This window comes from Streptomyces sp. NPDC002643 (assembly GCF_053592555.1).
Genome location: NZ_JBSFVY010000022.1, coordinates 84,622 through 104,813, shown reverse-complemented (window position 1 = coordinate 104,813; position 20,192 = coordinate 84,622). Strand labels below are relative to the sequence as shown.

Here is a 20,192-nt window from a genome sequence, read left to right as displayed (position 1 = left end):
CCTCACGGCTGAGGGGCTGGTGTCGCGTGCCGCGCGGGAGCTCGGTTTCGAGGGTGGACGAGCTGATCGCCGAGGTGGAGCGGTGCCTGCGCCGCGATGTGCCCGAACTGTGGGCCCACCCCGACGCCATGGCCTCGGAGAACATCGCCGAACACATCACCGCCGTACTGTCCGGCCTCGAACGCGGTGTCGAGCCCGGCTGGATCGAGGTGCCCGTCGGCGAGCTGGTACGGGTACGGCGGCTGGCCCGCCACGGCACACCCGTCAGCGTCGTGCTGCGGGCCCTCCGGCTGGGGCAGGGCATCGTCCTCGACGGACTGCTCGCCCAGATGCCCCGGTTCACCGACGACCCCCGGCTGATCAACGAGGCGACACGGCGACTGATCGCGGTGGCGACCGGCTATGTGGACCGCTCGTCGGAGCAGGGCGTCGTGGCGTACCAGGAGGAACGGGACCGTCGGCTGCGGTGGCGGCTGTCGATGGTCAGCGAGGCGAGCGTACGGATCGGAACCACCCTGGACATCGCCCGCACCACCCGGGAACTCGCCGACTTCGCCACCAGACCGTTCACGGTCGCCGTGGGGGACACGGGGGCGGACGGTGACGCGGGGGCTGTCGGCGATGCGGGGGCCGTCGGTGGCGCGGGGGCCGGTTGCCTGGCCGATCCGGCGGCCGGGCCGGGTGGTGACCTCGTCCCCGAGCCCTTCGCCGATCTCGTGACCGTCGATCTGCTCGGCTCCGTGCTGCACGGTCATGACGCCGAGCCCGGGGTGCCGCCGGTGTCGTGCCGGGTGGCTCGCCGGGCGGCGGGGGAAGCGGACGAGGGGGACGAGGGGGACGTACCGCCGAGGGGGCCGCGTACCTTCGCGGAGGAGTCGCCGCAGGCCCGGGCGTTGGCCACCGGGCAGCCGTCCCGGCAGCACAAGCCGGAGATCGAGGCGCTGGACGACCTCGATCCGCCGGGCGGCGGCGATGGCTCCGCCGCCGTGCCGGTCCACTCGGCGCTGGTCGTGCCGTTGTGCGCGCGGGGGGCCACCTTGGGGATCGCCCAGTTCTTCCGGTACGGCACCCCCGAGCCCTTCGGTGACGAGGATCTGCTGCTGGCCCAGGAGATCGCGGCACGGGCGGCGCTGGCCGTGTACAACGCCCGCCACTACTCCCCTCGGCCGGCTCCACCTTAGCTATATTCTGACAGGTGTCAAATAAAAGGGAGGTCGCCGCCCGGGCCGCGGTTCGCGGGCTCGGGGGGACGGCATCGCGGGTCCTCAAGTCCGGATCACGGGTCCTTAAGATGGTCGTGGGCCGGCCGGTTCGGGACGCCGGCGGGAAGTGATGGAGGCAGTCGTGGGAGCAAGAGCCGAATCCGTTCGACGGCCGGGGCGCCCCGGCGCCGACACTCCCGCGGTGCCCGAGGAGGCGAGCATCCTGCTGCGTGGCCTCGAAGCCTTCGCCGAACTGGGCTACGACCGGGCCTCCGCACGCGAGTTGGCCCGCCGCCTGGGCGTCAGCCACAACTTCATCAACGACCGCTACGGCTCCAAGATGGCCTTCTGGCGTGCGGTGGTGGACCACGCCATGGAACCGCAGCTCACCACCATGATCGGCATCGAGCCCAGCGGCGACGACGCCGACTGGCTACGGCAGTTCATCGTCCACTTCTACCGGAGCGCGGTGGACTCCCCCCTCGTCGGACGGCTGCTCCTCAACGAACTCAACCTCGACACCGAGCGGTTGGACTATCTGTACGAGAACTTCATCGCCCGGACGCTACGGGCCATGGAGCCCAGCATCGAGCGGCTGGTCGCCGCCGGACGGATGGCCCCCATCCCACCGGACGTGCTCTTCTTCGCCGTGGTCCCGCCCGTCGCGGGGATGGTGGAAGCCCCGCTGGCCCGCCGCCTCGGCCGCCCCGACCCCGCCTCGCCGGAGCAACTCGCCGCCACGGCAGACGCGTTGGCGACGCTGGTGATCAACGGCCTGTTGGGCATGGGGTCGGACAGCCGCTCCTGACCGGGTGGCGAGCGACGGCGTGCGCCCCCGCCGGGTGGCGGGGGCAAACCGGACACTTGCCGGATACTCCGCGAACGGGCCGTTCCACAGCCTGGGAGTATGCCCAAGGACACAGGCGAACAGGCCCCGCCCTGCCCGACGACGGCCCTGCCCAAGCACTCCCACCCCCGACCTCCCGCCGCCCCCACCCCGCACCCCACTGCCGCTCCCACATCGGCGGCCCCCTCCACCCCCCGCCTCATCGGTGTGGATCTCGCCCGGGGGCTCGCGGTGTTCGGCATGTACGCGGCTCATGTCGGGCCCGATCCCTCCGAGGGGGGAACCGTCGGCTTTCTCATGGAGTTGTCGCACGGCCGGGCCTCGGCGCTCTTCGCCTTCCTGGCCGGTTTCTCGATCGTCCTGATCACCGGTCGCAGCGCGCCGAAGACCGGTCGCGCGGGCCGGCAGGCCGTCGCCAAGGTGGTCATCCGGGCGGTCGTGCTCCTCGCCGCGGGCACCGCGCTCACCCTCACCGGCACCCCGGTCGAGGTGATCCTCGCCTTTTACGGCCTGTTCTTCCTGCTGGTCCTGCCCCTGTACCGGTTGAGCGCCCGCCCCTTGGCGATCATCGCCGCCCTCGGCACACTGGTCCTGCCCCAGATCCTGTACGTCGTCACGCGGCTGCTCCACGACACCGAGCCCGGCGGCATCTGGGCCTGGCCCGAGGACGCCGACGGCCTGGTCTCCCTCCTCTTCACCGGCGGCTACCCGGCCCTGACCTGGGTTCCGTTCGTGGTGGCCGGTATGGCCGTGGCCCGGCTGGACCTGACGGCCACCGCCGTCCGCGTACGCCTCGCCCTCACCGGCGTCGCCCTGGCCGTACTCGGCTACGGCGGCTCCTGGCTGGCCCTGCGCCTGGTGCCCGGCGCCCTCGCGAAGGTGGGGGAGTCCGGTGTGGACGGCGACGGCGCGGCGGCCTCGGCGTGGTGGTCGGACACCTGGGGCTGGCCGAGCGGCGAGAGCCCGTACGCGCTGCTGGTGGCCTCACCGCACAGCGAGACGACGCTGTCGATCGTGGGCAACACGGGGGTCGCGCTCACGATCCTGGTCGGCTGTCTCGCCGCCGTCGACGCGTTCCCGCGACTGCCGCGCCTCGCCCGTCCGGTCGTCGCGGTCGGCTCGATGTCCCTGACCGCGTACGTCCTGCACGTCCTCGGTATCCACGCCCTCGGCATCGAGGAGTTGCCCGGTTCCCCGGTGCACGTACTGGTCGGGTTCCTGCTCGTGGTGAGCGTCTTCGCGACGCTGTGGTCGCGGTACGTCCGGCGCGGCCCCCTGGAGTGGCTGCTCGGCAAGGCCACCAAGCCGGCGGAACGGGTCCGTTGACCGCCCGCTGCCGAGTCGTCCCGTCAACTGCCGCTGATGGCCCTCGTGTTCACTCGGCCTCGGCCCAGGGGACCATGTCCAGTTGCTCGCGGGCCAGCCGGCGGCCGGGCTCACGGGTCTGGTCGGCCACCCGCCGGAAGGTCTCCTGGGCCGGGCCGGCCGGCCAGTCCGACGGAAGGTGACGGGCGGGCAGGCGGGGGTCGGTACGGATGATGGAAAGCCACTCGCTGACCAGCAGCAGCCCGACGCCGATCGGGCACTGCCCGGCCACCGCGCCCAGTTGGGCCGTCCACCGCTTGTCGAAGCCGACATAGCGGGTGGCGATGGTCTCCAGGTCCCAGGTGTCGCGGATCATCAGCGCGATGTCGGTGGTCGGATCGGCCCGGGAGTGGAAGATCTTGACGTGCTCGGTGAGCCCCAACTCGGCGACCACACCGGTGACATCCACCTCACCGGGGGCGATCCACAGCCCGCTGTAGAGGGCGCCGAAACCGGACCAGGTCAGCCGGGAGCGCAGATCGTGGCGCTGGCGCTTCCAGGAGTCGGGGAGGGAGAAGCCGAGCAGGGTCCAGGTGCCGTCCCAGTCGTCGTTGACGGCGCCCTGCTCCCAGATGCGGACGCGGCCGTCCTGGAGGACCCGGGTCGCCTGCGGGGTGAGGCCGAAGTACATCTTGCGGCCCTCCCGCCGGCGCCGCAGCAGCCCGCGGTTGACCATACGGGTCAGCGTGGAGCGTACGGCCTGTTCCCCGACTCCGACGCGGCCGAGTACGTCGATGATGCTGCCGGAGTACACGCACAGGTCGCTGTCGCCCTCCTCCAGCACATGGCTGCCGAAGAAGGCGAGCATGAGCGACTGAGGGCGCGGCGCCGGGCCGTCCGGGGTGTCCAGGATGTCGTAGTCCTCCACGGGCCCAAGCCTACGACCGCCCCTCACCACCGCAGCGACCGGCCGAGACGACAAGGCCGCAGGTGAACGCCCCCGCCCCGACTCGCACTCGGCCCGACTCGCACTCGGCCCGGTACTCACCGCGTCCCGGTCCGGATCAGCTTGAAGAAGAGGCGGGCGCCCGAGCGTTGGGCGGACATGCGCAGGCGTGCGGTGAGGGGGCGGGCCGGTGGGGGTGTGGTGGCGGTGGTGGCCAGGCGGGGGAAGAGGGTCTCGGCGTTGGTGCGGTTGATCGCGGCGAGGGTGTCGGGGGCGACTCCGTCGTCGAGCCCGTTGGCGAAGTACTGGCCCGCCGCCACGGGCGCGAACGGCCAGTCGCTGCCGAACAGGACGCGGCCGGGTCGGGCGAACGCCAGCAGCGACGGCAGGGCGGCCGGGCTGGAGGAGAGCGCGGTGTCGAAGTAGAAGCCTCGGAAGTCCTCCAGGATGTCCAGCGGGCTGCGCCCGGTCTCGCTCGCCATGGCCACGGCCATACGGTGGGAGGCGTACGGCAGGAAGCCGCCGGCGTGGCTGAGGAGGAACCGGATGTTCGGGTAGCGGCCGGGGACGCCGTCGCGTACGAGGAGGTACGCGGCGCGGGTGGTGTCGAGGAGGAAGTCGGCGGCGAAGGGCGGGATGCCGTCGACGGTGGGCGCGGGCAGATCGGCCGGGTGGACGAGGACCACGGCACGGCGCTCGTCGAGGACCCGCCACAGCGCGTCCTGGCCCTCCGCGCCGAGATACGCGCCCCGGGTGTTGGCGAGCAGGGTGACCCCGTCGGCGCGGAGTTCCGTCAGCGCGCGCTCGGCCTCCTCGGCCGACGCCTCGGCGTCCGGCATCGGCAGGGTGGCGAACCAGCCGAAGCGGCCGGGGTGTTCGGCGGTGACGGCGGCGGAGTGGTCGTTGAGCCGCCGGGCCAGATCGGCGGCCTCGGCCCGGTCGGTCAGGAAGGTGGTGCCGGGCGTGGAGACGGAGAGGATCGCGGTCTCGGTGCCCAGCAGATCCATCGCCTCCAGCGCGGCGGCGGCGCTCCAGCCGGGCACCGCGCGTCCACCCGCTTCGGCGATCCCGGCTTTGGCGAGCGCGTCACGGTAGAGGGGCGGGACGAGGTGCTGGTGGACGTCGATCCGGCGGGGGGTGATGGCCATGGAGGTACTGCCTCTCGGCTTTTACAGGGGGTGGGAGGGGCGGCCTGGACGGAGGTCGGGTCTCAGTCGTCGGGGATGCCGGCGCCGCTGAGGGCGGGCACGGTCCTCTCGGGGTGGGCGAGGGAGCGGGCGCCCAGTCGGAACTGGTTCAGCTTGTCAACGATGGTCTGGCCGACCGGGGTGTGTCCCCAGACGCTGATGCCCTGGTGGGTGGTGGGCTGCCAGGTGGACTCGTCGATGACGAGGGGGTTCCAGCCGACCTCCCACTCGAAGCCCGACGGGGTGCGGGCGTAGTAGGAGAGTTCCTTGTCGTTGGTGTGCCGGCCGACGGACAGGGCCATGTCGAAGCCGAGTTCGTGGACGCGCTCGTAGCTGCGGGCGAGGTCGTCCAGGGTGGCGGCCTGGGTGTTGAGGTGCTGGACGCGGGTGCGGATCGGGTCGATGGGCAGGCCCCGTACGGCGGCGATCGCGATGGAGTGGTGGCGTTCGTTGACGCGCAGGAAGCGGATCTTCAGCTTGACGCCGCTGATCGTCTCGTCGATGTAGTCGGTGAGCCGGGCGTCGAAGACGGTGTGGAAGTAGCCCCGCATCAGGGCCGGTCGGGCGGAGGTGAGGGCGACATGGCCCATACCGGCGTCGCCGGTCACCCAGCCGGAGGTGAGCATCCGCAGGGGCTCGGGCGTCAGGACCGGGGTGGTGTAGATCTCCTGGGTGATGCCCTTGGGGCCGGGGAAGCGCAGCAGCCGTTCGACGCCGCGCTGCCGCGCCTCCTCGGCGGTGCCCTCGGCGCACGGCACACCGTGGGCGCGGACCCGGGCCTCGATCCGCTCGAAGGTGGTGTGGTCGTCGAGGTGCCAGCCGATGGTGACGACGTCCTCGGCGGGCCCGCGCCGCAGCAGGAAGCGGCACTCGTGGTCGTCGAGGCGGAAACGCATCAGCCCGGTGTCGAGGTCGTCGTGGTGCATCCCGATGGCGTCCACGCCGAAGCGCCGCCAGTCGGTGAAGCGGTTCGTCTCGATCACCAGGTAGCCGAGGTGGACCGCGCCGAAGACGGACGGGAAGTCGTCATCGGCGTTCCCGAAGGCCGATGTGCTCATCGTCGGCCCGCCAGGAAGCCCGCGCAGATCCGGTTGAACAGGTCGGCCCGCTCGAACTGCACCCAGTGCCCGGTGTTGGCGACCTCGTACAGATCGCAGTTGGGCATGCGGTCGGCCAGCATCCGGCCGCCGGAGGGGCGGTTGACCTTGTCGGCCGCGCCCCACAGGACCAGGGTCGGTACGGGCAGCCGGGAGAGGCGGTCGTCGCGGGTGAAGTCCATCTTCCACAGGGTCCTCAGCGCGCCCGGTCCGGAGGGGCGGCGCAGCGGTGGGGCCGCGATCACCTCCGGGTCGATGGACGCCTGGTAGCGGGCGTCGATGACGGAGTCGGGGACGTCGGCCGCGTTGAAGACCAGATGGGTGCGGATGAACTTCTCCAGCTTCAGCCGTGAAGGGCCGTCCCCGGAGTAGTAGTCGAGCAGGCTGTTGAGGCCGGGGGTGGGCAGGGCGCGGGTGGTGCCGATGCCGCCGGGGCCCATCAGCACCATGCGGTCGACGCGGTCGGGGGTGTCCAGGGCGAGGCGCAGCGCGCAGGCACCGCCGTAGGAGTTGCCGACCAGGTGGGCCCTGTCGAGGCCGAGTATGTCGAGCAGGCCCCGGATGCCGGTGGCCAGACAGCCGAAGGGGTCGGTGCCGTCGATGCCCTTGGTGCTGCGGCCGTAGCCGGGCAGGTCGGGCACGATGACCCGGTACTCCTTCGCCAACGCGGCGATGTTCCGCGAGTAGTTGGAGACTCCGCAGGCGCCGGGGCCGCCGCCGTGCAGCAGCAGGACGGGCGGGCCGTCGCCGGTCTCCGCGACGAAGATCTGCTTGCCCGCGACTTCGAGCAGCGACTCCCGCAGGGACGGGGGTGACGGGGGTGCGGTGTACGTGGACATGGCGTTCCCTAACTGGTGGCGGCGGTCGTACGCGGGGCGGCCGGGGCGAACCCGGCCGGGGGCGGCGGGAGTTGGGCTCCGGCCCGGGCGGCGGCGTAGACGTAGGCGTCGGGGCGCAGGGCGAGGGTGGCCGCGCGATGGGCGGTCAGCCAGGGCAGCAGGACGCCGTCGCTGTCGACGACCGTGCCCTCGGCCGGGCGGGAGCCCGCCGGGAGGACGGTCAGCGTGGGCACTCCGGCGCGCTCCCACGCGGGCTGCGGCACGGACGACGCCCCGGTGCGCAGGAGGAGCCAGCGGCCGGCGAGTACGTCGTCCAGGCGGACCCGGTCGCCGTCGGGGCCGGTGACCCGGGGCTGGGGGATCTGACGGCCGGCGGCCTTGGTTCTCGGGCCGGCTTGGAAGCCCTTGATGAGTCTGCCGACCGGGACGCCCTTGATGAGTGGGCCGACCGGGAAGCCCTTCGTACGCGCACCGGCCTGGAAGCCCTGGGCGTAGTGGGCGACCGGTATCCAGTTGGCGTCGACCAGACGGTTGGTGACGCCCGTGACGGGGCCGACGGCACGCAGGGCCCGGTCCCGGACGCGGGCCACGGGGAGCCGGCGCTCGGTGATGATCCGCCCGACCAGCACCGCCCGCCGGGTGACCTCCTTGACATGCGGTTTGCGCTCGGCCTCGTACGAATCGAGCAGGCTCTCCGGCAGTTCACCGCGCAGGACGGCGGCCAGCTTCCAGCACAGGTTGGCCGCGTCGCGCACCCCGGCGGCCATGCCCTGGCCGATCCACGGCGGCATGGCGTGGGCGGCGTCCCCGGCGAGAAAGACCCGGCCGACGCGGAACCGGGCGGCGAAACGGACATGGTGGCTGTAGACGGTGGCCCGCAGGATCTCGACCTGATCCCGCCCGATCCCGTACCGCGAAACCATCGCGTAGATGGCGTCATGCGAGGTCAGCCGCGTCTCGTCGTCGCCCGGCAGGATCGGGAACTCCCACCGGTGGTGCCCCAGCGGCGTCGGGCAGTCCACGGCCGGGCGTACCGGATCGCAGCGGAACCGCAGCCGGTCATGGTCCGGCCAAGGCTTCAGCATCTTCGTATCGACAACGACCCAGCGGTCCTCGTACGTCCGCCCCTCGTAGCCCACGTTGAGCTGGGCGCGGGTGAGGCTGGAGCCGCCGTCGGCCGCGATGACGTACGAGGCGCGCAGGCGTCGTACGGAGTCGTCGGCGCCCAGCACCGTCAACTCGACGCCGGCGCCGTCTGCGGACTGGCGCAGCCGCAGACACTCGTGGCGGAGGAGCACCTCGACGTTCGGATAGCGACCGACGCCGTCGCGCAGGACCTGCTCCAGGGCGGGCTGGTAGAGGAACATCTGCGGGGGATGGCCGTGGCCGCGCGGGGCGGGGCAGGCGCTGAGGAAGGTACGGCCGGACGCGTCGACGAAGTCCAGCGGGCGCTCGGCGAGCATGTCCTCCTTGAGCCGGTCGGCGAGGCCGACGCGCTGCCAGATCCGGATGACCTCCTCGTCGGTGGAGATCGCCCGCGCCCTGGAGTAGACCTCGGCGTCGCGCTCCAGCACGACGACCTTCAGGCCCAGCGCGCCCAGCAGATTGGCGGCGGTCACGCCGGTCGGCCCGTATCCGATCACCGCGACGTCGTAGGCGCCGCCCTCGGCACTGTTGTTCTCGGGGTCTTCTGCTCTGTTCCCGGCACTGATCGCACTCACCAGGCCACCTCACTGTCGTTCCTGTAGCGCTCATTCCAATTGGAATGGCTGCTACGGTAAGCTGGGCGCAGTAGCCGGTCAAGTGCCGGATCGGTGGCCGGTCGAGTACCGGATCGACGGGAAGAGCGCCTGCGTGAGGGAAGGACATCGCCATGACCACCAGGCCGCGGACGACGCGCAAGAAGCGCGCCAACGGGGTGGAGTCGCGCCAGCGCATCCTCGACGCCACGGTGGAGATCGCCGGCGAGCGCGGCTACGAGGGCACGTCGATCGCGGCGGTCAGCGCCAAGTGCGGACTGCCCGCCAGCTCCATCTACTGGCACTTCAAGGACAAGGACGACCTGATCGCCGCGGTCATCGAGCGCAGCTTCGAGAGCTGGCTCGCGGCCCTGGAACTGCCCGGGGAGGACGAGGGCACCCCGCGCGAGCGGATCGCCACGATGGCGGCGAACGTCGCCCGTTCCCTCGTCGAGGCCCCGGACTTCCTCCGACTGGGCCTGATGCTCGCCCTGGAACGCCGCCCCACCGAGCCCCGGGGCCGCACGGTCTTCCTCCAGGTCCGCGACATCGCCCGCGAGAAGATCACCGAGGTCATCCGCGAACTGGTCCCCGACCTGGCCGAGGACGACGTCCACACCCTGACCACGTACGCCGTCGCCGGCGCCGACGGCCTGTTCGTCCAACGCGAGATCAGCGGCGACACCGTCGACCTGGTGACGATGTTCGAGCTGCACGCGCGGCTGGTCTACGAGACGGCGCTGCGCATGGCGGAGGAGGCGAGGAGCGCGGGCTGACTCCGACGGCCACCCGGCGCGAGGGGCGGCGAGGGGGTAGCGCCCAGCGGAAAGGCCCCGCCCCCCGGCACATCAGCTTGCAGGAGCTGATCAGCGGCTTGCTCCCGTGCTCGCAGGGAGCCCATTCGAACCCCGTGCACAGCGCATGCGAGGGCCCCTGGGCCGCGCGGTCCCGGCGGCGGGCCCGCAGGGGTGCCGGGACGGCTCCGACCCGCAGGCCCGCTCCCCGCCGGGCGGAACCCCGTCACACCCCGCCGCGCAGCGCCCGCGACAGCCCCAGCGCCGCCGTGCGGACCGCCGGGGCCAGTTGGGCGGGGTGGAAGCGGTCGCGGGGGACCGCCACCGACAGGGCCGCCGCCGCTACGGGGCCGTCGAAGACGGGGGCCGCGATACAGCTGACGCCCAGCGCGGCCTCCTGCTCCTCGTAGGCGAGGCCCGACACCTGGGCCTGTTCCACGGCGGTACGCAGCCGCCGGGGGTCGGTGATCGAGTACGGGGTGAGGCTGGGCAGCGGCGCGGCCAGCACCTCCTCGGTCAGCTCCGCCCCGGAGAACGCCAGCAGGGCCTTGCCGACACCCGTGCAGGTCAGCGGGAGCCGGCCGCCGATCCGGGAAGGCAGCCGGAGCGGATCGTGGCCGTGGATGCGTTCGACGTAGACCACCTCGTGCCCCTCGCGCACACCCAGGTGCACCGTCTCGTGCGTGGCCTCGAACAGGTCCTGGAGGAACGGCAGCGCCGTCTCCCGCAGATCGTGCCGACGCGGCACCAGCGAACCCAGCTCGAACAGCTTCCCGCCGAGCCGGTACACCTCCCCGTCCCGCTCCAGCCAGCCCAGCCGGACCAGATCCCCGCACACCCGGAAGACGGTCGTCTTCGCCAGCCCCGATCGCTCGGCCAGTTCCGTGAGGCGGAACGATCCGCCATCTGGACGGAAGCAATCCATGAGGGCCGCCGCCTTGTCGAGCATATTCCCGGCGTCGCTGTTCCGTGTCATGGAACAGATTTTGCCCGATGGTCGACATGCCGCCTATACCTGGTCCTCGACTCGGGCGGTGGCCTCCTCCCCCACCACCGCCCGACCCACCCCCTACCCCCGGAGGTGTCCCGCGTGACCGCTCCCGCAGTGGCCAAGGTGGCCGCTCTTCTGGAGGAGGCCGCCCGCACCGGCATCCCCTGCCCTCCCGTACGCGATCTGCTCCCGGCGTCCGACGGCATCGACACCGCGTACGCCGTCCAGCGCTTCAATGTCGAACGGGGTCTCTCCCAGGGCCGCCGCCCGGTCGGCCGGAAGATCGGGCTGACCTCACCGGCCGTTCAGCGCCAACTGGGCGTCGGCCAGCCGGACTTCGGCACCCTCTTCGCGGACATGGCGGTACCGGACGGCGGTGTCGTCCCCGCCGGGCGGCTGTTGCAGCCGAAGGTCGAGGCCGAGGTCGCGCTCGTGCTGGGCCGGGATCTGCCGCACCGCGCGTGCACGGTCGCCGATCTGCTGCTCGCCACGGCCTTCGCGCTGCCCGCGCTGGAGATCGTCGACAGCCGTATCGCGGGCTGGGACATCAACATCGTCGACACCGTCGCCGACAACGCCTCCAGCGGTCTGTACGTCCTCGGTGGCGCTCCCGTACCGCTGGACCGCGTCGATCTGCGGGGCGTCCGGATGAGCCTGGACCAGAACGGCGAGACCGTCTCCCGGGGCACCGGCGCCGACTGCCTCGGCGGCCCCCTCAACGCGGCCTGCTGGCTGGCCTCCACCCTCGCCTTGCTCGGCGACCCGCTGCGCGCCGGGGACACCGTCCTCACCGGGGCGCTCGGCCCGATGGCCACCGTCGCCGCCGGAGACGAGTTCACGGCCCGGATCGAGGGCCTCGGCACGGTCGCCGTCGCCTTCGAGACACCCACCCAGGAAGGAACCCCCGCATGAGCACGACGAGCCCCACCAAGGTCGCCGTCATCGGCTCCGGCAACATCGGCACCGACCTGATGATCAAGGTGCTGCGGCTGTCGGAGTCCCTGGAGATGGCCGCCCTGGTCGGTATCGACCCGGACTCCGACGGCCTGGCCCGCGCCCGCCGCCTCAATGTCGCCACCACCCACGAGGGCGTCGAAGGGCTGCTGAAACTCGACGAGTTCGAGGAGGTCCGGATCGTCTTCGACGCCACCTCCGCAGGCGCCCACCGCCACAACGACCAGGTACTGCGCGCCGCGGGCCGCACGGTGATCGACCTGACCCCGGCCGCCCTCGGCCCGTACGTCGTGCCGCCCGTCAACGCGGACGCCCACCTCGGCGCCGACAACGTCAACATGGTCACCTGCGGCGGCCAGGCCACCATCCCGATCGTCGCCGCCGTGGGCGCCGTCACCCCCGTGCACTACGGCGAGATCGTCGCCTCGATCTCCTCCCGCTCGGCGGGCCCCGGCACCCGCGCCAACATCGACGAGTTCACCGAGACCACCTCCGCCGCCATCGAGAAGGTCGGCGGCGCCGCGCGGGGCAAGGCCATCATCATCCTCAACCCGGCGGAACCCCCGCTGATCATGCGGGACACCGTGCACTGCCTCGTCGGCGACTGCGACGACACGGCCGTCGCCGCCTCCGTCGAGGAGATGGCCGCCCGCGTCCAGACGTACGTACCGGGCTATCGGCTGAAGCAGAAGGTCCAGTTCGACAGGGTCACCGGCGACGACCCCCTGCGCCAACTGCTCCCGGACGCCTCCCGCACCGGTACGGCCACCCGCGTCTCGGTCTTCCTGGAGGTCGAGGGCGCCGCCCACTACCTCCCCGCCTACGCCGGCAACCTCGACATCATGACCTCGGCCGCCCTGCGCACCGCCGAACGCATGGCCGCACACCGCATCACGGAGGTGGCATCCGCATGACGACGCCCATGACCACGCCCCCGAAGACCCCGTTGTACGTCCAGGACGTGACCCTCCGGGACGGCATGCACGCCGTCCGGCACCGCTACACCGTCGAGCAGGCCCGCACCATCGCCGCAGTGCTGGACGCCTCCGGGCTCACCGCGATCGAGATCGCCCACGGCGACGGACTGTCCGGGTCCAGCGTCACCTACGGCGTCGGCGCGCAAACCGACTGGGAGTGGATCGAGGCCGTCTGCGACGCCGTACACCGGGCGGTCCCCACGACCCTGCTGCTGCCCGGCATCGGCACGGTCCACGACCTCAAGCAGGCCCACTCCCTCGGCATCCGCTCGGTACGCGTCGCCACGCACTGCACCGAGGCCGACATCGCCGCCCAGCACATCGCCGCCGCGCGGGAGCTGGGCATGGACGTCGCCGGGTTCCTGATGATGTCCCATCTGGCCGAGCCCGCCGAACTCGCCCGCCAGGCCAAGCTGATGGAGTCCTACGGCGCCCACTGCGTCTACGTCACCGACTCCGGCGGCCGGCTCACCATGGACGGCGTACGCGACCGCTTCCGCGCCTACCGCGAAGTCCTCGACCCGGCAACGGAGTTGGGCATCCACGCCCACCACAACCTCGCCCTCGGCGTCGCCAACAGCGTCGTCGCGGTCGAGAGCGGCGCGACCCGCGTCGACGCCTCGCTCGCCGGGCAGGGAGCCGGGGCCGGGAACTGCCCGCTGGAGGCGTTCATCGCGGTCGCCGACCTGATGGGCTGGGAGCACGGCTGCGCACTGTTCCCGCTCATGGACGCCGCCGACGACATCGTCCGCCCCCTCCAGGACCGTGACGTACGCGTCGACCGCGAGACCCTCACCCTCGGCTACGCGGGCGTCTACTCCAGCTTCCTCCGCCACGCCGAGACCGCCGCCGCCCGCTACGGCCTCGACACCCGGACCGTCCTCGTCGAGGTGGGCCGCCGCAAGATGGTCGGCGGCCAGGAGGACATGATCACCGATATCGCCCTGGACCTCGCGGCGGCCCGGGACACGGCGACGGCCTGACCCACCGGGCGGTCCCGGTGGGCCGGGGTGCGCTCACGCACGGATCACGCGCCGATCAAGCACGGATCACCCACAGAAGTCGGTGACGGTGTCCGTGAGGATCGTGGTGAGCCGGTCCAGGGACGCCAGGTCGACGTACTCCGTGGCCGCGTGGGCGCCCTCGCCGTCGACGCCGAAGAGCAGACACGGGATGCCCGCGCGGTCCAGCAGGGCGCAGTCGGTCCAGTACGGCTCGGCCCGCACCGCCGGTGGGTGCCCGAGCGCCCGCTCGGCATGGCGGGTGAGGGTCCGTACGATCGGCGCGTCCGGGTCGGCCTGGAAGGGCTCGCGGTGCATGCCCCGCACGAGCCGGTACCGGAAGTCGGGGACCGTGGCGGCGAGTCGGTCCAGTACGGCGGTCAACTCCCGCTCGACGACGTCGACATCCTCACCGGGGACCGTACGGCGCTCCAGGGTGACCCGGCAGCGGGACGGGTAGGTGGACGGCTCCTCACCGCCGTCGATCAGGGAGGCGTGCACGGTGCCGGTGCCGAGCAGGGGGTGGGCCGGACCCTCGGCGAGCCGCCGGCCCCACTCCTCCAGCGCCACCAGGAAATGCCCCGCCTTGACGATGGCGTCCACCCCCAGATCGGGCCGCGAACCATGCGCCGCCCGCCCCTCGACCTCCACCTCGAACCACGCGAAACCCTTGTGCGCGAGGGTCACTTCGAGATGGCTCGGCTCGGTCACGATCGCCGCGTCGGCGGTGAAGGACTCCAGCACCTCCTCGGTGCCGGAACTGCCGTGCTCCTCGTCGGCGACCAGGGCGAGGACGACATCACCGCGCAGGGGCCCGTCGGCGGTGGCCCGGGCGGCGGCGACCATCATGGCCGCGATCCCGCCCTTCATGTCGAAGCCGCCCCGGCCGTACATCCGTCCGTCCCGGACCAGCGGCAGCAGCGGATCGCCGTCGTATCCGGCGAGGCCGACCGTGTCGAGATGCCCATTGAGCATCAGTGAACGCCCGCCGCCGGTACCGCGCGCGACCGCCACGAGCGAGGGCCGGCCGGGCCGCCGCTCCAGGCTGTGCACCTCGAAGCCGCGAGCGGCCAGCCACCGCCCGCAGAAGTCGGCGACGGCCTTCTCACCGGCCCCGCCCGGTACGAGATCGGGATTGACGGAGTCGATGGCGATCAGCCGCGCCAGCAACGCGCGGGGTTCGCCGTGCGAGTGATCAGACATGGTCATGCTCCTTCTGGTCCCTGTGGCCCTGTTCGGCCAGGCGGAGGAGAGTGGTGGCGAGGACGTCGACGCCGTGGGCGCAGGCCTCGGGGGTGGAGTACTCGCGGGGGTTGTGGCTGATCCCGTCGTACTCGCCACGGACGAAGATCATCGCGGTGGGGCAGAGCGCGGCGATCTCCTGGGCGTCGTGTCCGGCGCCGGACAGCAGGGAGACATACGGCAGCCCGTGGTCGTCGGCCGCCTCCGCGATCACCTTCCGCACGCCCTCGTCGAAGGGCACATACCCGGTCCTCGCCATCCGCCGGGTGGTCACGGCCAACCCCTCCTGGCCGTCTTCGAGATCGCGCAGAAACGTGGCCAGGGCCTCCTCCGCGCGGCCCATCTGGACGTCGTCGGGATTGCGCAGGTCGACGGTCAACTCGGCCCGCGCCGGGACGATGTTGGTGAGGTCCGGGTGGACGACCAGATGACCGACCGTGGCCCGCAGCTCCCCGTACTCCCCGGAGTCGACCAGCTCCCGCAGCCGGACGACGACCCGCGCGGCGGCGAGACCGGCGTCGACCCGCAGACGCGTGGGCGTGGTACCGGCGTGCGCGGCGCGGCCGTGGAAGGTGATCTCCTGCCAGGAGATGCCCTGCACACCGGTGACGACCCCGATCTCCACACCGCTCTCGGCGAGCACGGGCCCCTGTTCGATATGGCACTCGACATAGGCGTACGGCGGGGCGAGCCGTACGTCCTCGGGCCCGTCGAAGCCGGTACGGGCCAGCTCGCCGCCGAGCGTCAGCCCGTCGCGGTCGGTCAGCGCGTGGGCGTACGACAGGGAGAGCCGTCCGGCGGCCACGGCGCTGCCGAGCATGTCGGTGCCGAACCGGACGCCCTCCTCCTCGGTGAAGACGGCGACCTCGATGGGGCGGCGGGTACGGATACCGCGCTCGTTCAGGGTCCGTACGACCTCGATACCGCCGAGGACCCCGAGACAGCCGTCGAAGGCGCCGGCCGTGGCGACGCTGTCGATGTGCGAGCCGGTCAGCACCGGCGCGGCGGTGGGATCGGTGCCCTCGCGGCGACCGTAGATGTTGCCCATCCGGTCGACCCGGACCGTCAGCCCGGCCTCCTCCATCCACGCGACGACCCGGCGGCGCCCGGCCGCGTCGGCATCGGTGAGGGCGAGCCGGTCCACGCCTCGCAGCCCGGTGCGCTCGTCGTCGTACGCGCCGATCTCGGCGAGGTCCATCAAGGACCGCCACAGCCGTTCGCGGTCGACGGTGAGCACGGCGGGGCCCGTGGCGGGGGTGAGCGTGTCGGGGACGGGGTTCGTCATGGGCTGTCTCCCGGAGGGGGCGGACGGGTGGTGTGTCGAGGGCGGTGCGGGCCGGCGGTCAACTCGTCGTGGCGGCACCGGGGTTGGCGGCGGTGCCCTCGGTGCTCAGCAGGACGACGACTGAGGTGGCGTCCAGCCCCAGGGCCGTACGGCCTTCGTCGGCGCCCTCCTCGGTGAGTGCCGCGCGCAGACCGGCGAGGGGCGCGGCGCCGCAGGGGCCCGAGGAGACGCCGAGGGCCGCGAGGCGTTCGGCGGCGCGGGCGCTGTCGGAGTCGGGGACGGCCACGGCGGCGTCGAGACCGTCGCGCAGGAAGGGCCAGGCGATGCTGGACGGGGTGCCGCAGTTCAGACCGGCCATGCTGGTCTCGCCGGTGACGACGGCGACGGGTTCGCCGCGTGTGAGGCCGGCCAGGACACAGGGAGCGGCCTCGGGCTCCACCGACAGCAGCGCCGGGCCCCGCCCCGAAGGACGGCTGCGGTAGTGGGTGACCACGGCCTGGGCCAGCGACCCGACGCCGACCGGAACGGCGACGAGATCCGGCCCCTCGGTGACACCTGCGGCCGCCAACTGCTCGTCGATCTCGGCGCAGAGGGTGGAGTACCCCTCGACGATCCACCCCGGTACGCGCTCATAGCCGGGCCAGGCCGTGTCCTGCACCAGCACCGCGTCCGGCGCGGCAGCCGCCTCGGCAGCCAGGCGCACCGCCTCGTCGTACGGGCCCGGGACCTCGGTGACCTTGGCCTCCTCGGCGACGATCGCCGCCACCGCCTGCGGATGCACTCCCTGCGGCACGAGGACATGGGCGTACTGCCCCAGCAGCCGTGCCGTACGGGCCACCGCCCGACCGTGGTTGCCGTCGGTCGCGGTCACGAGGGTGAGCGGGGCGGGCTCGCCGTCGGGGAGCGTGCCGGTCCCGGCCCGAGGGCCCGACCCGCCTTCGGCTTCCGCTTCGGCTTCGCTTGCGGTTTTGGCACGGTGCTCGGCGAGGACGCGATGGATCGCCCAGGAGGCGCCCAGCGCCTTGAAGGCGGGCAGCCCCAGCCGGGAGGACTCGTCCTTGACGAAGACCCGGCCGACACCCAACTCCTCGGCCAGGGCCGGTAGTTCGGTCAACGGGGTGGGTGAGTAGCCGGGCAGCGCGATGTGGAAGTCGCGCACTTCGGCGGGCGCGGGCTCGCAGTGCCATGCGCGGGCGCCGGGCCGGGAGAACCACGGCGCTACGGGGGAGGCGGGGGTGACGTTGTCGGACACCTCATCAGGGTCCGCCGGGCCCGGTGATCGGTCCAGCGAATGTTTCCGACCTATATTCATCGAAGAAACCGATGATTGCCGCTGATCGCCGAGGGCCGCGATGTCCACGATGTTCGACCTGCACCGACTGCGCCTGCTGCGCGAGCTCAAGCACCGAGGCACACTCGCCGCGGTCGCCGCCGCCCTGTCGTACGCGCCCTCCTCGGTCTCCCAGCAGCTCTCCCAACTGGAGGCCGAGGTCGGCGTCACCCTGCTGGAACCGGTCGGGCGGCGGGTCCGGCTGACCGAGCAGGCCGAGATCCTCGTCGCCCACACCGAGGCGGTACTCGAACGTCTGGAGCGCGCCGAGGCGGACATCGCCACCTCCCTGACCGAGCTGACCGGCACCCTGCGCATCGCCTCGTTCCAGACGGCCGCCCTCGCCCTGATCCCCGCCGCCCTCGACCGACTCCGCGAACTGCACCCGAAGTTGCGCGTCCACGTCACCCACATGGAACCGGAGAGGGCCCTGCCCGCCCTCCAGGCCCGTGACTTCGACCTGGTCCTCGCCGAGGAGTACCCGGGCAACCCCCACCCCCGGCCCGCCGAACTGGAGGAGGAGGACCTGCTCGACGACCCACTGCGCCTGGCACTCCCGCCGGGCGGCGCGGCGGACGGTGACGGACCACAGGGCGGCACAGCGGCAGGCGGCGGTCCGCCGGACGCGCTGCGCTCACTCGCGGACCACCCCTGGGTCATGGAACCCGAGGGCACCGCCGCCCGGCACTGGGCCATGACCCTGTGCCGGGACGCCGGTTTCGAGCCGGACGTACGGTTCGAGACCACCGATCTGCTGCTCCACCACCGCCTGGTCGCCCAGGGCCACGCGGCGGCCTTCCTCCCCGACCTCGTCTGGAGCGGACACCCCCCGACCGTCCCTCTCCTCAGGCTCCCTCCCGGCCAGGACACACGGCGCGTCTTCACCGTCGTACGCCGGGGCGGGGGCCGACATCCGGCAGTACTGGCGTGCCGTGCGGCTCTTCGTCCGGGGACGCGGTGACGGTTCCCCCGGCGTGGCGTTCTCAAGCGCCGACGGATTCGCCTGGAGCCTCATGGAACCTCGGCACGACGACCCCAGCCCCCGTCCCGCCCCCGTGGCCCTGATCACCGGCTCCGACGCCATCGGCCGGTTCGGGCGCTGGACGAGCCGGCGGCCGTCGGGGCGCTAGACGATAAGGGCGATCGCCATCGCGACAAGTCCTATCGCCACCAGCGCCACCACCAGCATGATCAGGGTCAGCGGCAGGGGACCCCACCCCTTGCGCAGTTCCCTCTGCTCCCGGTGGGAGACGGCGGAGGTGCTGCCCTCGGCGGGCGGGGTCTCCCCGGGTGGCACGGCGCCGCCCGGTTCCAGGCCGGGTGTCCGGGTCGGCTCGGGGTCGGGGCTGGTCACGGCGCACGCTCCCTCTCGGTCCCCGTTCGTTTCCGCGGTCCTAGCGGTTCGGCCGGGCGGCGCTGATGTCGCCGAGGGCGGACTCGGGATCGCGTTCGATGGCCAGGTCGCCGATGGAGACGATGCCCACCGGGTGCTTCTCCTGGTCGACGACGGGCACACGGCGTACGGAGTGCTCACGCATCAGCTTCACCGCGCGCTTGACATCGTCGTCGGGCCGTACGGTGACGAGGTCGTCGCTGCAGGCGCCGGCCACCGTCGTCTGTTTCGGATCGCCGCCCTCGGCCACCGCGCGCACCACCAGGTCGCGGTCGCTGACCAGCCCGCGCAGCCGCTCGCCCTCGGTGACCAGAACGGCGCCGATGTTCTCGTCGCGCATCATCCGGGCCACCGCCGTCACCGAGGTCTGCGGTTCTACGGTCACCAGGTCGGTCGTCATGATGTCGCGAACATGCTGAGTCATGGGGCCATCCCTCCGTGGAGTGGGGCGGTGCCGTTCACCGCCGCTGGGCCACCGAGTACCCACAGGCGCGGCACGTCCACGTACCCGATCAGCGGGGATTTTCCGCTCGGGAGGCGGTGGGGAGGCGGTGGCTCAGGGCGAGGGCGATGGGTGGGGGAGCCGGGGGCGCGGTTCAGACGGCCAGATGCTGGTCGGGGTCGGTGTTGGCGGTCAGGGTGTCCCAGTCCAGGACGAGTTCGCCGACGACCGGGTGGTTGAGGGTCTTCGTGCCCACGGTCCGGGCGGCGACACGGTGATCACCCCACCACCGGGCGAACTGCTTGTCCCGCGTGGACAGTTCACCGACCAGCTCGATGAGACGCGGGTCCTCGGGATACTTCGAGGAGAACCCGGGCGAGCACGTCCAGCACGGGCGCCGACGCCTGCATACGGCCCTGTTCGAGGCGGGTGTAGTAGTCGGTGCTGATGCCGGCGGGCTGTGCGACCTCCTCGCGGCGCAGCCCGGCCACCCGGCGGTTCCCACCGGTCTCGGGCAGGCCGACCGTACGCGGGCTCAGCTCCGAGCGCCGCTGCTTGAGGAATTCTCCGATCGCACCCGGGGAAGGAGGGAGAGTTGCCTCCCTCCCACCGGTTGTCAGA

General features: G+C 72.2%; 20 protein-coding genes and 1 pseudogene. 9 read left to right on the top strand and 12 right to left on the bottom strand.

Features of this window, described 5'->3' with window-relative positions:
• Positions 1–53: 53 nt before the first annotated feature.
• From ACWD4G_RS29920 to ACWD4G_RS29910, 3 genes are all read left to right on the top strand, one after another.
• Positions 54–1,181 (top strand): GAF domain-containing protein, encoded by a 1,128-nt coding sequence (locus ACWD4G_RS29920; protein ID WP_451298828.1) that lies wholly within the window; start codon positions 54–56, stop codon positions 1,179–1,181.
• Positions 1,182–1,404: 223 nt separating this feature from the next.
• Positions 1,405–2,010, top strand: coding sequence for a TetR/AcrR family transcriptional regulator (locus ACWD4G_RS29915; RefSeq protein WP_451298826.1), 606 nt, complete (start codon positions 1,405–1,407; stop codon positions 2,008–2,010).
• A gap of 99 nt (positions 2,011–2,109) precedes the next feature.
• The gene (locus tag ACWD4G_RS29910) at positions 2,110–3,375 is read left to right on the top strand and encodes a DUF418 domain-containing protein (RefSeq protein ID WP_451298824.1); all 1,266 of its coding nucleotides are present in this window, start codon (positions 2,110–2,112) and stop codon (positions 3,373–3,375) included.
• A 49-nt stretch (positions 3,376–3,424) separates the two neighbouring features.
• Here ACWD4G_RS29910 and ACWD4G_RS29905 read toward each other — a convergent pair whose 3' ends face one another.
• The 5 genes from ACWD4G_RS29905 to ACWD4G_RS29885 all read right to left on the bottom strand — a co-directional run bounded on the left by ACWD4G_RS29905 (position 3,425) and on the right by ACWD4G_RS29885 (position 9,135).
• Positions 3,425–4,282, bottom strand: coding sequence for a PaaX family transcriptional regulator (locus ACWD4G_RS29905; RefSeq protein ID WP_451298822.1), 858 nt, complete (start codon positions 4,280–4,282; stop codon positions 3,425–3,427).
• Between the two features lie 116 nt (positions 4,283–4,398).
• A complete protein-coding gene (locus ACWD4G_RS29900) occupies positions 4,399–5,448 on the bottom strand; it encodes an amidohydrolase family protein (RefSeq protein ID WP_451298820.1) in 1,050 nt (349 codons plus the stop codon).
• A 62-nt stretch (positions 5,449–5,510) separates the two neighbouring features.
• Positions 5,511–6,545, bottom strand: coding sequence for a VOC family protein (locus tag ACWD4G_RS29895; protein WP_451298818.1), 1,035 nt, complete (start codon positions 6,543–6,545; stop codon positions 5,511–5,513).
• Positions 6,542–7,423, bottom strand: a complete 882-nt coding sequence (locus ACWD4G_RS29890) for an alpha/beta fold hydrolase (RefSeq protein WP_451298816.1) — start codon at positions 7,421–7,423, stop codon at positions 6,542–6,544. Before ACWD4G_RS29890 ends, ACWD4G_RS29895 begins: the two co-directional genes overlap by 4 nt.
• Positions 7,424–7,431: 8 nt before the next feature.
• Complete coding sequence (locus ACWD4G_RS29885) at positions 7,432–9,135, bottom strand: bifunctional 3-(3-hydroxy-phenyl)propionate/3-hydroxycinnamic acid hydroxylase (protein WP_451298946.1); 1,704 nt, start codon at positions 9,133–9,135, stop codon at positions 7,432–7,434.
• Positions 9,136–9,296: 161 nt separating this feature from the next.
• Here ACWD4G_RS29885 and ACWD4G_RS29880 point away from each other — a divergent pair, with 161 nt between their 5' ends.
• The gene (locus tag ACWD4G_RS29880; protein WP_451298814.1) at positions 9,297–9,938 is read left to right on the top strand and encodes a TetR/AcrR family transcriptional regulator; all 642 of its coding nucleotides are present in this window, start codon (positions 9,297–9,299) and stop codon (positions 9,936–9,938) included.
• A gap of 244 nt (positions 9,939–10,182) precedes the next feature.
• Here ACWD4G_RS29880 and ACWD4G_RS29875 read toward each other — a convergent pair whose 3' ends face one another.
• Positions 10,183–10,905 (bottom strand): IclR family transcriptional regulator, encoded by a 723-nt coding sequence (locus tag ACWD4G_RS29875; protein ID WP_451298944.1) that lies wholly within the window; start codon positions 10,903–10,905, stop codon positions 10,183–10,185.
• 141 nt (positions 10,906–11,046) lie between these two features.
• On the opposite strand from ACWD4G_RS29875, the gene mhpD reads away from it, so the two are divergent.
• The 3 genes from mhpD to dmpG are packed head-to-tail and all read left to right on the top strand — an operon-like array spanning position 11,047 to position 13,861.
• Positions 11,047–11,859: a 2-keto-4-pentenoate hydratase gene (gene mhpD / locus ACWD4G_RS29870; protein WP_451298812.1), complete on the top strand. Its 813-nt coding sequence runs from the start codon at positions 11,047–11,049 to the stop codon at positions 11,857–11,859.
• Positions 11,856–12,815: an acetaldehyde dehydrogenase (acetylating) gene (locus tag ACWD4G_RS29865; RefSeq protein WP_451298810.1), complete on the top strand. Its 960-nt coding sequence runs from the start codon at positions 11,856–11,858 to the stop codon at positions 12,813–12,815. Before mhpD ends, ACWD4G_RS29865 begins: the two co-directional genes overlap by 4 nt.
• Complete coding sequence (gene dmpG, locus ACWD4G_RS29860; protein ID WP_451298808.1) at positions 12,812–13,861, top strand: 4-hydroxy-2-oxovalerate aldolase; 1,050 nt, start codon at positions 12,812–12,814, stop codon at positions 13,859–13,861. Before ACWD4G_RS29865 ends, dmpG begins: the two co-directional genes overlap by 4 nt.
• Before the next feature lie 66 nt (positions 13,862–13,927).
• Here the strand turns inward: dmpG and ACWD4G_RS29855 are convergent, their stop codons facing one another.
• Genes ACWD4G_RS29855 through ACWD4G_RS29845 form a run of 3 tightly spaced genes read right to left on the bottom strand, consistent with a single transcriptional unit; the run spans position 13,928 to position 17,658 of the window.
• Positions 13,928–15,082 carry an ArgE/DapE family deacylase gene (locus ACWD4G_RS29855; protein ID WP_451298806.1) on the bottom strand — a complete coding sequence of 385 codons (1,155 nt, stop codon included), beginning with the start codon at positions 15,080–15,082 and terminating at the stop codon, positions 13,928–13,930.
• Positions 15,075–16,406, bottom strand: a complete 1,332-nt coding sequence (locus ACWD4G_RS29850) for a M20 family metallo-hydrolase (protein WP_451298804.1) — start codon at positions 16,404–16,406, stop codon at positions 15,075–15,077. The genes ACWD4G_RS29855 and ACWD4G_RS29850 overlap by 8 nt, the downstream gene beginning before the upstream one ends.
• A 58-nt stretch (positions 16,407–16,464) precedes the next feature.
• Positions 16,465–17,658 (bottom strand): diaminopropionate ammonia-lyase, encoded by a 1,194-nt coding sequence (locus ACWD4G_RS29845; RefSeq protein WP_451298802.1) that lies wholly within the window; start codon positions 17,656–17,658, stop codon positions 16,465–16,467.
• 109 nt (positions 17,659–17,767) lie between these two features.
• Here ACWD4G_RS29845 and ACWD4G_RS29840 point away from each other — a divergent pair, with 109 nt between their 5' ends.
• Both ACWD4G_RS29840 and ACWD4G_RS29835 read left to right on the top strand, forming a co-directional pair.
• A complete protein-coding gene (locus ACWD4G_RS29840; RefSeq protein WP_451298942.1) occupies positions 17,768–18,697 on the top strand; it encodes a LysR substrate-binding domain-containing protein in 930 nt (309 codons plus the stop codon).
• A 13-nt stretch (positions 18,698–18,710) separates the two neighbouring features.
• Positions 18,711–18,866 carry a hypothetical protein gene (locus ACWD4G_RS29835; protein ID WP_451298800.1) on the top strand — a complete coding sequence of 52 codons (156 nt, stop codon included), beginning with the start codon at positions 18,711–18,713 and terminating at the stop codon, positions 18,864–18,866.
• Here ACWD4G_RS29835 and ACWD4G_RS29830 read toward each other — a convergent pair.
• The 3 genes and pseudogenes from ACWD4G_RS29830 to ACWD4G_RS29820 all read right to left on the bottom strand — a co-directional run.
• Positions 18,863–19,090: a DUF6480 family protein gene (locus ACWD4G_RS29830; RefSeq protein WP_451298798.1), complete on the bottom strand. Its 228-nt coding sequence runs from the start codon at positions 19,088–19,090 to the stop codon at positions 18,863–18,865. The two genes, ACWD4G_RS29835 and ACWD4G_RS29830, sit on opposite strands and share 4 nt — an antisense overlap.
• A gap of 40 nt (positions 19,091–19,130) precedes the next feature.
• Positions 19,131–19,553 (bottom strand): CBS domain-containing protein, encoded by a 423-nt coding sequence (locus ACWD4G_RS29825; RefSeq protein ID WP_451298796.1) that lies wholly within the window; start codon positions 19,551–19,553, stop codon positions 19,131–19,133.
• 146 nt (positions 19,554–19,699) lie between these two features.
• A pseudogene (locus ACWD4G_RS29820) lies at positions 19,700–20,191 on the bottom strand (helix-turn-helix domain-containing protein); the annotation flags it as partial.
• Position 20,192: the final 1 nt, after the last annotated feature.

Bases quoted from the DNA above. Each gene is read 5' to 3' on its own strand.
- ACWD4G_RS29855 (WP_451298806.1), bottom strand. From the start codon at position 15,082: ATGTCTGATCACTCGCACGGCGAACCCCGCGCGTTGCTGGCGCGGCTG.
- ACWD4G_RS29840 (WP_451298942.1), top strand. From the start codon at position 17,768: ATGTTCGACCTGCACCGACTGCGCCTGCTGCGCGAGCTCAAGCACCGA.
- ACWD4G_RS29890 (WP_451298816.1), bottom strand. From the start codon at position 7,423: ATGTCCACGTACACCGCACCCCCGTCACCCCCGTCCCTGCGGGAGTCG.
- ACWD4G_RS29895 (WP_451298818.1), bottom strand. From the start codon at position 6,545: ATGAGCACATCGGCCTTCGGGAACGCCGATGACGACTTCCCGTCCGTC.
- ACWD4G_RS29900 (WP_451298820.1), bottom strand. From the start codon at position 5,448: ATGGCCATCACCCCCCGCCGGATCGACGTCCACCAGCACCTCGTCCCG.
- ACWD4G_RS29865 (WP_451298810.1), top strand. From the start codon at position 11,856: ATGAGCACGACGAGCCCCACCAAGGTCGCCGTCATCGGCTCCGGCAAC.
- ACWD4G_RS29825 (WP_451298796.1), bottom strand. From the start codon at position 19,553: ATGACTCAGCATGTTCGCGACATCATGACGACCGACCTGGTGACCGTA.
- dmpG (WP_451298808.1), top strand. From the start codon at position 12,812: ATGACGACGCCCATGACCACGCCCCCGAAGACCCCGTTGTACGTCCAG.
- ACWD4G_RS29875 (WP_451298944.1), bottom strand. From the start codon at position 10,905: ATGCTCGACAAGGCGGCGGCCCTCATGGATTGCTTCCGTCCAGATGGC.
- ACWD4G_RS29910 (WP_451298824.1), top strand. From the start codon at position 2,110: ATGCCCAAGGACACAGGCGAACAGGCCCCGCCCTGCCCGACGACGGCC.
- ACWD4G_RS29850 (WP_451298804.1), bottom strand. From the start codon at position 16,406: ATGACGAACCCCGTCCCCGACACGCTCACCCCCGCCACGGGCCCCGCC.
- ACWD4G_RS29880 (WP_451298814.1), top strand. From the start codon at position 9,297: ATGACCACCAGGCCGCGGACGACGCGCAAGAAGCGCGCCAACGGGGTG.